4 protein-coding genes are annotated in these 12,900 nt (G+C 68.0%); all 4 read left to right on the forward strand.

What is annotated here, in order from left to right:
• Nucleotides 1-28 precede the first annotated feature (28 nt).
• Entirely contained in the window at nt 29-2,461 is a 2,433-nt protein-coding gene (locus tag K8625_RS42300) for a penicillin acylase family protein (RefSeq protein WP_223785922.1), read from the forward strand.
• The gene (locus K8625_RS42305; protein WP_223785923.1) at nt 2,458-9,555 is read left to right on the forward strand and encodes a non-ribosomal peptide synthetase; all 7,098 of its coding nucleotides are present in this window, start codon (nt 2,458-2,460) and stop codon (nt 9,553-9,555) included. The genes K8625_RS42300 and K8625_RS42305 overlap by 4 nt, the downstream gene beginning before the upstream one ends.
• 71 nt (nt 9,556-9,626) lie before the next feature.
• Complete coding sequence (locus K8625_RS42310; RefSeq protein ID WP_223785924.1) at nt 9,627-11,354, forward strand: hypothetical protein; 1,728 nt, start codon at nt 9,627-9,629, stop codon at nt 11,352-11,354.
• A 19-nt stretch (nt 11,355-11,373) separates the two neighbouring features.
• Nucleotides 11,374-12,768, forward strand: coding sequence for an MFS transporter (locus K8625_RS42315; protein WP_223785925.1), 1,395 nt, complete (start codon nt 11,374-11,376; stop codon nt 12,766-12,768).
• Nucleotides 12,769-12,900: the final 132 nt, after the last annotated feature.

The raw sequence follows: 12,900 nt of genomic DNA on the forward strand, positions 1-12,900 counted from the left end.
CGCGCCCACCCACTCGACCGACTCCGCCATGCGCCTCTACCTGCTCGTCCTCGGGATGGCCGCCTTCTCCAAGTGCGGGAGGGCGGAGCCGCCGCCCGCGCCGCTGAAGGCCACGATTCATCGGACCGCCCATGGGGTTCCGCACATCACGGCCTCGGACTACCGGGGCCTCGGCGCGGGCTACGGCTACGCGCAGGCGCAGGACCTGGTCTGCATCCTCGCGGACCAGTTCCTGAAGGTCCGGGGTGAGCGGGCGCGCTACTTCGGTCGAGGCGAGAAGGACGCCCACGTCGAGAGCGACCTCGTCTATCGGGGCCTCGCGCTGCGGCCCCGGGCCCAGGCCGCGTATGGGCGTCAGTCCCAGGAGGTCCGCGACCTGATGGAGGGCTTCGCGCAGGGCTACAACCACTACCTGGCGCAGACTCCACCGGAGCGACTTCCAGCGCCGTGCACGAGCGCGAGCTGGGTGAAGCCCATCACCAGCGTGGACCTGCTCGCGTACCACCTGGACGTCTCGCTGTTGGACACGTTGCAGCCGCTCCTCGGGGATGTCGGCAACGCGCAGCCTCCTGGCATGGGGAGCGCGTCGACGAGGGAAGCCTCGTTGCCCTTCGGGTGGCCTCCGGGAGTTCGTGAGTCGAGCCTGGGGAGCAATGGCTGGGCGGTCGGGCGTGAGCGCTCGCGGAGTGCTGGAGGAATGCTCGTCGCCAATCCCCACTTCCCGTGGGAAGGGGCGCTGCGCTTCTACGAGAGCCACCTCACCATCCCGGGACGGCTGGATGTGTACGGCGCCTCGCTGGTGGGCATCCCGGTCATCAACATCGGCTTCAACCGCCATGTGGCGTGGACCCATACGGTGACGGCGTCGAGCCACTTCACTGCGTACCGGCTCCGCCTGGTCCCTGGAGATCCCACGGCGTACCTGTACGACGGGCAGGTCCGTCGGATGACGCACGAGGAGCACACGGTGGACGTGCTCGAGGCGGACGGGCGGGTGAGCCAGGTGACGCGCACGTTCTGGCGCTCGCATTACGGGCCCATGGTCGAGCGGCCCGGCCTGGTCCCCTGGACGGACACGGTGGCCTACACGCTGCGAGACGCGAACGAGGACAACCACCAGTTCGCGGAGCAGTGGCTCCGGATGAACCGGGCGGAGAGCCTCGACGACCTCGCCGAGGTGGACCGCACCGTGCGCGGCATCCCCTGGGTCAACACCATCATGACGAGCGCGCGGGGAGACACCCGCTACGTGGACGCCTCGCGGGTGCCCCGGTTGAGCGACGAGGCCATCGCCGCGTATCGCACCGCTCGGGAGACGGTCCCGGACGTGAAGGGGTTCGCGAGCCTGCGCGTCATCCTCCTCGATGGCAGCACGTCGCGTGACGAGTGGGTCGACCTGTCGGGTCCGGGCAGAGGACTGTTCCCCGTCGACCAGGCGCCTCGCCTCACGCGCATGGACTTCGTGATGAACGCGAACGACTCGGCGCGGTACACGAACCCCGCGGAGCTGCTCGCCTCGGTCCCCTTCCCTTACGAGAACTACGCGAGCCCGGGAGGCCGGCTCTCCAACCGCTCGCGGACGAACCTCGCCATCCTGTCGGAGAAGGGGCCGGACTCGGCCTCGGGACCGGATGGAGCCTTCACGCGTGAAGAGCTCGAGCAGGCCATCCTGAACAACCGCAACTGGCTCGCGGAGCAACTCCGGGCCCCCGTCGCGCAGCGCTGCCAGGGCGCGACGACGGTGTCGGTCAAGGAGGCGCAGGTCGACTTGCGCGAGGCCTGTCGACTGCTCGCGGAATGGGATGGGCGATTGGAGCTCGACCGCAAGGGAGCCTTGGTCTGGCGAGAGTTCCTGGGGCGGTTCACGCGCCCGGAGCTGAATGACCGGGGACCGCTCTTCGCGGAGCCGTTCGACCCGAGCCGGCCGGTGCAGACGCCCTCGGGACTGGCGCCAGCCCCGGCGTCGGGCCCGGACCCCATCCTCCAGAAGCTGGGCGAGGCCGTCTGGGTGCTGCGCGAGGCGGGCCTTCCACTCGATGCCCGACTGGGTGACGTGCAGTTCGCCCGGAAGGGGTCGCAGGTGATTCCGATTCACGGAGGCGTGGATGGAATCGAGGGCGCGGCGAACATCGCGGGCTTCTCGCTGGCGAACTCGACGCTGTTGCCGCGCACCGAGCGGAAGCAGGTGCTGTCGGAGACCACGGGCCTCACGTCGGAGGGCTACGTGGTCAATCACGGCGCCTCCTTCCTGATGGTGATGGAGTTCACCCGGGAGGGCCCCCGCGCGAGCGCGGTGCTGGCCTACTCCGGGGCCACGGACCCGGCCTCGCCCTTCTTCGCCGATCAGACCCGGCTCTTCTCGCGGAAGCAGCTCCGCCCCGTCCTCTTCGAGCAGGAGGACATCCTCGCGGACCCGGCGCTCGTGACCACCGAGCTGGTGCGCGAGAGGACGGCGCCATGAAACCGGAGGCGCGAGCCCAGACCATCCCGCGCCGTCAGGGAGACGGACCGACGCCGGTGTCCTACGCCCAGCGGCGCCTGTGGTTCCTGGACCGGCTCGCGCCGAACAGCCCGACGTACAACATGCCCTTCACGTTGCACCTCGCGGGCCCGTTGGACGTGGAGGCGCTGCGTCGGGCGTTCGAGCTGCTCACGCACCGGCACGAAATCCTGCGCACCACCTTCGAGGAGCGAGGGGGCGAGGCATTCCTCCGCGTCCATCCGCCCTCCTCGTGGCCCATGCCGGTGGTCGACCTGTCCGGGAGCGTTGCCGAGACACGCACCGCGGACGCGCGGAGACTGGCGGACGAGGAGGCACGGCGACCGTTCGACCTGGAGCAAGGGCCGCTCTTCCGGACCACGCTCCTGAAGCTCGAAGCAGCCGAACACGTGTTGCTCGTGAACATGCACCACATCATCAGCGACGGGTGGTCGACGGGGCTGATGATGCGGGAGTTCGCGGCGCAGTACGAGGCGCTGCGACAGGGGCGCACGGCGTCACTGCCCGAGCTGCCGGTGCAGTACGGCGACTACGCGGCCTGGCAGCGGGAGCGCTTCACGGGCGGGACGCTGGAGAAGCAGCTCGCGTACTGGAGCAAGCAGCTCGCCGACGTGCCCTCTTCGCTGAGACTTCCCACGGACCGTCCGAGGCCCGTGGTGGCGACGGACCGGGGGGCAGAGGTCGTGGTCAGGCTGCCTCCGAAGGTCGCGGAGGCGGTGAAGTCCTTCGCGATGCGCGAGGGCGCGACTCCGTTCATGGTGTTGCTCGCCGGGTTCCAGGTGTTGATGTCCCGGCTGTCGGGGCAGGACGACTTGGTGGTGGGCGCGCTCATCGCGGGCCGGACTCACCGTGAGCTGGAGGGATTGCTCGGATTCTTCGTGAACACGCTGGTCCTGCGCGCGGACCTGAGCGGCGACCCGACGGTGGAGCAGCTCATCGGTCGGGTGATGGAGACGACACTCGGGGCCTTCGCGAACCAGGACGTGCCCTTCGAGATGCTGGTGGAGAAGCTCGCGCCGCCGCGAGAGCCGGGACGCCCTCCCCTCATCCAGGTGCTGTTCACCTTCCAGAACTCCTGGGCAAGGACCTTGCGACTCGAGGGTCTGACGGCGACGCCCATGGAGGTCTACAACGGCAGGTCGAAGTTCGACCTCACGCTCCAGATGGGAGAGAAGCACGGGACCCTGGAGGCGGCGTTCACGTACAACGTCGATCTGTTCGATGCGGCGACCATCGAGCGCATCGGACGCCAGTACACGACGCTCCTGGAGCGCCTGTGTGCCGCGCCCACCGAGGCACGCTGCTCGACGTTGAGCCTGCTGGACGAGGAGTCGCGACGCCGCATCGTGGAGGAGTGGAACGCGACGACCACCGGGCTTCCACGCGATCGCTGTGTCCACGAGCTGTTCGAGGACCAGGTCGCGCGACGTCCCGACGCCATCGCGGTGGAGTTCGAGGAGGAGCGCCTCACCTACCGGGAGCTGAACGCCCGAGCGAACCGGGTGGCCCACGCCCTGAGCGAGCGTGGAGTGAGGCCCGAGACGCGCGTGGGGCTGTGTGTCGAGCGTTCCTCCGGGATGGTGGCCGCGGTGCTGGGCATCTTGAAGGCGGGCGGTGCCTATGTGCCGCTGGACCCGCGCCATCCACTGGAGCGACTCGCCTTCATGGCCCGGGACGTGGGGCTGCAGCTTGTCGTGGCGTCGCGAGCACACCGTGACGTGGCGGAGAAGCTGGGTGAAGTGCTGGAGCTCGGGACGTGGGTGGAGTCCTCTTCTCACGTGGTCGAGAATCCCCGGAGTGGCGCCACCGCCAGCAACCTGCTGTACGTGATGTACACCTCCGGTTCGACGGGCGAGCCCAAGGGCGTCGCGATTGAGCACCGGAACGTGGTTCGCCTCGTACGCGGCGCCAGCTACGCCGACTTCGGACCGGAGGAGGTGTTCCTCCAGCTCGCGCCGCTCGCCTTCGACGCGTCGACCTTCGAGCTCTGGGGCAGCCTGCTGAATGGCGGAAGGCTCGTGGTTCATCCGCCGCATGACCCGACGCTGAGCCAGCTCGCGACGCTGGTGAAGCAGCGCGGAGTGACGACGCTGTGGCTGACCGCGGGCCTGTTCCACCAGTTCGTGGACGAGGACGCGCGGAGCCTTGCGCAGGTCCGACAGGTCCTCGCGGGTGGAGATGCGCTCTCACCGGGACACGTCCGGCGCTTCCTGGAGGTCGGAGGACGCCGCCTCATCAACGGCTACGGGCCAACGGAGACGACGACGTTCGCGTGTTGTCACGCGGTGGAGCATCCCGAGCAGGTAGCCGAGTCCGTGCCCATCGGCCGTCCCATCTCCAACACGACGGCCTATGTCGTGGACACGCGAGGCGAGCTCGTCCCGGTGGGCGTCGCGGGTGAACTGTGGATCGGCGGCGAGGGCGTGGGACGCGGCTACTGGAATCAACCCGAGCTGACGGCGACGAGGTTCGTGGAGAACCGTTGGGGTCCTGGTCGCGTGTATCGCACGGGCGACAGGGTCCGCTGGCGCGCGGATGGGACGCTCGAGTTCCTGGGCCGCATCGACTTCCAGGTGAAGTTGCGCGGCTTCCGCATCGAGCCAGGCGAAATCGAATCCGTTCTGCGTCGTCACCCGGGCGTCCGTGATGCGCTGGTCCTGGTCCGGGAGCACGGTCCCGGAGACAAGCGGCTGGTGGCCTACGTCACGGTGCATCCCCACGGGACACCACCCACGCGAGAGTCGCTGCGAGAGCACCTGCCCGAGTACATGGTGCCCTCGGCGCTCATCACGCTGGAGTCCTTCCCGCTCACGGCCAATGGCAAGGTGGACCGCAAGGCGCTCCCGGCGCCGGAGGGACTGCCTCCGAGCACGGCGTATGTCGCCCCCCGGAACCCCACTGAAGAGCGCCTGGCCGACCTCTGGGCCGAGGTCCTCCGCGTCCCGCGTGTCGGAGTGTGGGATGACTTCTTCGCGCTCGGTGGGCACTCCCTGTTGGCGACGCAGCTCATCTCGCGCATCCGCGCGCGACTCGGGGTGGAGCTGCCGCTACGGGCCCTCTTCGAGGCACCGACCCTGGCGTCGTTCGCCGAGCGCATGGAGTCCGCGCCCCGTGTCGAAGCACCGCCGCTCGTGCCTCGACCGCGAACAGGGCCCGTGCCTCTCTCATTCGCACAGCAGCGCCTCTGGTTCATCGACCAGCTGGAGCCCGGGAGCGCGACGTACAACATCCCCGTCGCGGTGAGGCTGAGAGGCCCGCTGGCTGTGGAAGTCCTCCGGCGCACCTTCGAGGCACTCGTGGCTCGGCACGAGTCCCTGCGAACGACCTTCCTGACGGAACAAGGCCAGCCCCTCCAGCTCATCGCGTCCCAGGTCACCCTCCCCTTGAGCGCCGTCGACCTGCGGGCCCTGCCCACGCGGGAGGCAGAGGCGACCCGACTCGCGCGCGAGGAAGCCCTGCGTCCGTTCGACCTCGCCAAGGGTCCGTTGTTGCGGACCACCCTGCTCCAATTGGGCGAACAGGAGCACGTGCTCCTGCTGACGATGCATCACATCGTCTCGGACGGCTGGTCCATGGGGGTATTGGTGCGGGAGCTGGGAGCCCTGTACGAGGGCTTCGCGTCGGGCCACGGGGTCACGTTGCCAGCGCTGCCGGTGCAGTACGCGGACTTCGCGCTGTGGCAGCGGGACTGGTTGCAAGGAGAGGTGCTGGAGGGTCAGCTCGCGTGGTGGAAGCAACACCTTGAGGGAGCCGCGGTTCTCGAACTTCCGACCGACAGGCCTCGCCCCGCGGTCCTCTCGGCGCGCGGTGCGGTCGTCCCAGTTCACCTGTCCCGCGAGGTCTCCGATGGCGTCCTCGCTCTCGCGCAGCGCGAAGGGACCACGCCCTTCATGACGTTGCTGGCCGCGTTCCAGGTCCTGCTCGCGCGCTACTCCGGTCAGGAGGACATCTCCGTCGGCTCGCCCATCGCGGGGCGTACGCGCGCGGAGACCGAGGGGTTGATCGGCTTCTTCGTCAACACGCTGGTGTTGCGCACCCAACTGAGGCGACACGCGTCGTTCCGGGAGTTGTTGTCCAAGGTACGGACCTCCACTCTCGCGGCCTTCCAGCATCAGGAGGTTCCCTTCGAGAAGCTGGTTGAAGCGATTCAGCCCGCCCGGGACCTCAGCCGCAGTCCGTTGTTCCAGGTGTTCTTCGCGCTCCAGAACGCTCCCCTGGAGCCCCTGCGGCTGCCGGGCCTCACGTTCGAGCCCCTGCCCGCCCCGCTCGACACGGCGAAGTTCGACCTCACCTTGAGCTTCCTCGAGACCCCAGCAGGCTTCGAGGGAGAGCTGGAGTACAGCGTCGACCTGTTCGACCCGGCCACCGTGGCGCGCATGGCGGAGCACCTTCGCGTCCTGCTGGAGGGAGCGGTCGCTCGTCCTGAGACGGCCCTGTACGCGCTGCCACTGTTGACGGCGCGGGAGCAGCAACAGCTGCTCGTCGAGTGGAACGACACGCGGGCTGAGTATCCGTCGGACGCGTGCATCCACCACCTGTTCGAAGCCCAGGTCCGTCGAGCCCCCGAAGCCCTCGCATTGGGCTTCGAGGACGAGAGGCTGACCTATCGGGAGCTGAACGAGCGCGCCAATCGGCTCGCACGACACCTGCGTGGACTCGGAGTGGGGCCCGAGGTGCTGGTGGGCCTGTGCGTCGAGCGTTCCCCAGCCATGGTTGTGGGTCTGCTGGGCATCCTGAAGTCAGGAGGGGCATGGCTACCGCTCGACCCGACGCTGCCACGTGAGCGCCTTGCCTTCATGGTGCAGGACAGTGGAGCGAGTGTGCTGCTCACGCAGAAGGCCTTGCGTGAACGAGTCCCGGGGGCCTTCGAACACGTGGTGCACCTGGAAGAGACTCGTTCGAGTGAACAAGGAGGAGACCTCGGACTCGCATTGCCGAGCCGCTCGTTGGCGTACGTCATCTACACCTCGGGCTCCACGGGACGGCCCAAGGGGACGCTCGTCGAACACCAGAGTGTGTGCAATCTGGTGGTGCAGGAGGCGGAGGTCTTCAGACTCGGGCCGGGCGGCCGGCTGCTCCAGCTCGCGAACCTGGGCTTCGACCTGTCTGTCGAGGAGATCCTCACCACGCTGTGCGCGGGAGCCACGCTGTGGCTCGCGCCGGTGGAGAAGGCGATGCCGGGGCCAGCCTTGCACCAACTCCTACAGGACGCGGCCATCACGACCCTCAGCGTCACGCCCGCCACGCTGGCACTCACGCCCTCCGAGGGACTTCCAGCACTGCGGACAGTCATCTCAGGGGGCGAGGCCTGCGGTCCTGAGCTCGTCGCGCGTTGGGCGCCTGGGCGCCGGTTCCTCAACTCCTACGGTCCCACCGAGGCCACCGTGCTGGCGACCTTCGCCGAGTGCGAGACCCATGGGGGAACACCGCCCATCGGCCGCCCGCTCGCCAATGTCCGCGCGTACGTGCTCGGCGCGGCGTTGCAGCCGGTGCCGGTGGGAGTGAAGGGAGAGCTGTTCCTCGGAGGCGTCGGAGTGGCGAGAGGTTACCTGGGACGCCCCGAGCTGACTGCGGATCGCTTCCTGCCGGACCCCTTCAATCCAGTGGCGGGAGCGCGCATGTATCGGACCGGAGACCTGGTCCGCTATCTACCGAATGGCAACCTGGACTTCATCGGACGCATCGACACGCAGGTGAAGCTGCGTGGTTTCCGAATCGAACTGGGGGAGATCGAGTCCACACTGCTCCAACATCCCGCCGTGCGCGCCGCCGTGGTGCTCGCATGTGAGGACACGCTTGGAGACAAGCGCCTGGTCGCGTATTGCGTGCTCGCCCCCGGACAGGACCTGGAGGTGGATTCGCTCCGTGGGTTCCTCAGGGAGCGGCTCCCCGAGTACATGGTGCCGGCGGTCTTCATTCCGTTGGAGACGCTCCCGCTCACCGGGAATGGCAAGGTGGACAAGAAGGCCCTGCCCGTCCCGGACGCATCGCACGTGAGTCGTCGTGAGTACGTTCCTCCGAGGAATGAACCCGAGCGCGTCCTGGCGAGCCTCTTCGAGGAACTGCTCGGAGTACGGCCCGTTGGAATCCAGGGTGACTTCTTCGAGCTTGGCGGTCATTCGCTTCTGGCCGTTCGACTGGTGGCTCATCTCCAGCAGCGCACGGGCAGGACAATCCCCGTCTCCGCGCTGTTCCAGGCCTCCACCGTCGAACAGCTCGCCACCAAGCTCCGAGGTGATGAGGCCCCCTGGTCTCCCCTCGTCCCCATCCAGCCGCAGGGAACCCGTCCGCCCTTCTTCTGCGTCCACCCCGTTGGGGGCAATGTCCTCTGCTACGCGGAACTGGCCCGACGCATGGGTCCGAAACAGCCGTGCTACGGACTCCAGGCGCAAGGGATTGATGGCAGCCTCCCGCCCCTCGAGTCCGTTCCGGAGATGGCGGCCCTCTACATCCAGCATGTCCGTACCGTGCAGCCACGGGGCCCCTATCGTCTCGGAGGCTGGTCTCTCGGGGCCATCATCGCGTACGAGATGGCACAGCAGCTGAAGCAACAAGGAGAGACCGTGGAGGTGCTCGTGCTCATCGAGCCCAGCCCCACGTCCTATGCGAGAGGAGCGCCGACAGGAGACGACGCCCCGTGGGCCGCCTTCGCCACGGACCTGGCGCGAACGGCGGGTGTTCCTGTCGAGGGCTCCGAGCCCCCCGAAGCGATGCAGGCTGAGGCTCAGCGAGCCGCTCTGGTGCAGACCGACACCGGCATGGGTCCGCTTCGTCCGCTGATGAAGGTCTTCACGTCCAACGCGCGAGCGCTTCATCAGCACTCACTGCATCCGTATCCAGGGCGGCTCACGGTCGTACTCGGCGAGAACACCACCGATGCCGAAGAGACGCCTCAGCCCGCACGGGGTTGGTCGGCGTTGGCGCCCCAGTCCACCGAGCTCATCGAGCTCCCGGGCGACCACTATTCCCTGCTGCATCCACCGCAGGTCGAGGCGCTCGCACGTGTCCTCACCTCTCTCCTGGAGCAGCCCGCGCGGCGCTCGATGAATGGCTGAACGGGGAAACACATGAACGTCCATCGAATCGCACGGCCCGCCGAGACGCGCACGACGGCATGGGAAGCGCCATGAAGCGAACGCCCCACATCGCCGTCGTGGGAGGCGGACAGTCCGCACGGTGGTTCCTCTTCGCGCTGACGGAGCGACTCGCGCGAGGAGAGCGAGCGCTGCAAGGCTGTCGTCTCACCATCATCGAAGCGCAGACGGAGGTGGGGACGGGCCTCGCGTGGAGCCGTCGCAACGCACTCGAGGAGCACCTCGCCAGCCTGCCAGCGAGGATGAGCCGGTGGAGCTTCGGTGAGCGGCAGCAGGTGCAGTTCCAACGCACCCTGGGGCTGCTGCGCGAGCTGGGGCTCTCGGTCGAGCTGCTCACGGGCCAGGAAGCCCTGACGCTCGAACAGCGAGGAGACCACCTGGAGATTGGCCTCGCCTCGGCGCCTTCGGTCAGCGCCGATTACGTCATCCTCGCGACGGGCTATGGCCAGCGCGCCTGGAGGAGCCGGGCGCTGCCGGAGTCCCTGCTCGATGGTCGTCCCGGAGTTCACGGCTCACCGTGGCCCGCCAAGAGGCTCCAGGACGCAGTGCTGGATGGCGGAGAGGCGCTCTCCACGAATCATCCCAAGCATGTCCTGATTCTCGGCTCGTATTTGAACGGGATCGACGCGGCCCTGTCGCTCGCGGTCAAAGTGGGATGGTTCGTAGCGGATGCGGACGGTCGCCTGCGGTACGAGGCACCTGAAGGCTTCAAGGTCACCCTGGGCTCACGAACCGGGCAGCTACCGAAGGTCTGGGGGCGTGAGGCGTCCTCGCCCTATCAACCACGGTGGTTCACGGCGGAGCGGTTGCAGGAGACCTTCCAGACAAGAGGGAGCGGCCGACTCCTCTCTATCGACACCACCCTGGAGATGCTGGGTGACGAGTTGGCGGAGGCGGCTGGGCGTCAGCGCGCCCGTCGACATGGAGCCCCCGTGCGCCGTCGCATCCGAGCCTGGCAGCGGCGCCTGTCGCGCACAGACAAGGCCGAGACGCTGCGTCGGGACATCGCCGCCGTGCTCACCACGGGGAAGCCGTTTGGCGGCTACGAGCACATGCGAGTGGTGGAGTGGCAGACGTGCATCGACGCAGCCATCCAGTTGTGGAGTGAGAACTCCCCGTGGTTCTCCGCGGAGGACCACCTGTACTTCGACCGCGAGCTCCGGACGACGTTCTTCAACACGATGTTGCCCATGACGCTGGGGAACGCGCTCCAGATTGAAGCCATGATGCGCTCGGGTCATCTGGAGGTCATCGCGCTGGGACGCGGTTATGAGCTCCATCCCGTGACGGACCCGGTCTGGCGAGTGAGCGTCACGCATGGCGATGCGCTGGGGCGCTCGCAGACACGGCGGTTCACCGACGTGGTCGACGCCACGGGCCAGTACTCGAGCATCGAGGCGCATCCGTCGCCGCTGATTCAGTTCATGCTGGGCAACGGGCTCATTCAACCCGGGCTCCGGGCCTTCCGCTCGACGGAGGGGCTCTCGGTGCCTCCGGACAAGAAGCGGTCGGTCATCACCCGAGGAGAACAGGCCTACCTCGTCACCGGGGGAATTTACGTGAACCCGAAGACCGGAGAGGTCATCCCGCGAGGCACGTACGAGCTGGAGTCCAGTGGGTCGAGCCGGACGGCCATGTACGCCATGGGACCGAACGTGTGTGGACAGTTCACCGACGCGCAGAGCCTGGGGCAGACGCAACGCGATTCACTTCGGATCGTCGCGGACCTGTGTCGGAAGCTGAGCCAGCAGCAACAGTGACGTCGAGGAGCGCCGCCCGATGGCTTCTCGACAGGAGCAACCGGAGGGACCTGCCCTGGCCGCTGGAACGCCAGTGGCAGGAGGCTTCGTGGTCCAGCCCGAGGAGCCCCCTGCCCCGGCCTTCGCCGTCTTCCTGCGCATCTGGGCAGGGCAGCTCGTCTCGATCCTCGGCTCCAGGCTGACGGCGTTCGCGTTGGGGGTCTGGGTCTACCAGCGCACGGGGTCGGTGACGCAGTTCGCGTTGATATCCCTCTACACGGCGCTGCCCTCGCTCGTGCTCTCGCCGCTGGCGGGAGTGCTGGCGGATCGGGTGGACCGGCGTCGGGTGATGCTTCTGAGCGACACGCTGGCCGCGGCGGCCACCGCGTGCCTCGCGCTGCTGATGTTCGCGGGCAGGCTGGAGATCTGGCACATCCACGTCTCCGTCATGGTGGGTTCCATCGCCAGCACCTTCCAGGTGCCCGCGTATACGGCGGCCACGACGCAGTTGGTGCCAAGGGAGCAACTGGGACGCGCCAGCGGCATGGTCCAGCTCTCTCAGTCGCTCGGGAGGCTCGCTGCGCCCCCCGTAGCGGGGCTGTTGCTCGTGGCCGTGGGTGTCGAGGGCGTGATGTTGGTGGACTTCGCGACCTTCCTCATCGCGCTGGTCACGCTGTTGAGCGCGAGGATTCCGCCACCGGGTCGCATGCCGAGCACCTCCGCCGCGCGAGGCTCCCTGTGGCGAGACGCGTTCGAGGGCTGGCACTACGTCGCGGCGCGCCCGGGACTGATGGGGATGCTGGTTTATTTCGCGCTCATCAACCTGTGCGCCGCCTTCACGGAGGTGTTGGCCCAGCCCATCGTGTTGAGTCTGGCCTCGCCCGCGGCGCTGGGAGTCACGTTGACCATCGCCGGGTCCGGAATGCTGGGTGGAAGCCTCCTGATGAGTGTCTGGGGCGGCCCGCGACGTGGCCGGATGCACGTGGTGCTGGGTTCTGGAGCGATGCTCGGTGTGAGTCTCGTTTTCGCGGGAGCGCGGCCGTCGCTCGTCTTCATCCAGCTCGCCGCCTTCTCGTTCATGTTCTGGGCGGCGGTGGCGAACGCCTCCAGCCAGGCGCTCTGGCAGGCCAAGGTCGAGCCCGCCGTGCAGGGACGCGTCTTCGCCATCCGGCTCCTGCTCGCGACAAGCCCGACGCCGCTGGCCTACGCAGTAGCGGGGCCGCTGGTCGACCGTGTCTTCGAACCACGCATGGCGCCGGACGGAGGTTGGAGCACGAGCCTGGGCGCCTGGATTGGCGTGGGCACCGGGAGAGGCAGCGCGGCGCTGCTCGTCATCGCGGGGGCGCTCGTCCTGGTGGCCACGCTCCTGGCGCTTCTCCACCCACGCATCCGTCGACTGGAAGAGGAACTCCCAGACGTAAGGCCGAGGCAGTGAACTCTGCCGGTTCGCGGCTGGAGTCCGGAGCCCCAAAAGTCGAAGGCCCTAGAGCCCCCAGCTTTCGCCAAGGACTCCAGGGCCTTCTATTGGTCGGGGCGACAGGATTTGAACCTGCGACCACTTGCACCC

Source organism: Myxococcus sp. AS-1-15 (genome assembly GCF_020037055.1).
GTDB lineage: Bacteria > Myxococcota > Myxococcia > Myxococcales > Myxococcaceae > Myxococcus > Myxococcus fulvus.

What these genes read in the sequence shown, in the direction of transcription:
- K8625_RS42310 (WP_223785924.1), top strand. Translation starts at nt 9,627, where the DNA reads ATGAAGCGAACGCCCCACATCGCCGTCGTGGGAGGCGGACAGTCCGCA.
- K8625_RS42300 (WP_223785922.1), top strand. Translation starts at nt 29, where the DNA reads ATGCGCCTCTACCTGCTCGTCCTCGGGATGGCCGCCTTCTCCAAGTGC.
- K8625_RS42315 (WP_223785925.1), top strand. Translation starts at nt 11,374, where the DNA reads ATGGCTTCTCGACAGGAGCAACCGGAGGGACCTGCCCTGGCCGCTGGA.
- K8625_RS42305 (WP_223785923.1), top strand. Translation starts at nt 2,458, where the DNA reads ATGAAACCGGAGGCGCGAGCCCAGACCATCCCGCGCCGTCAGGGAGAC.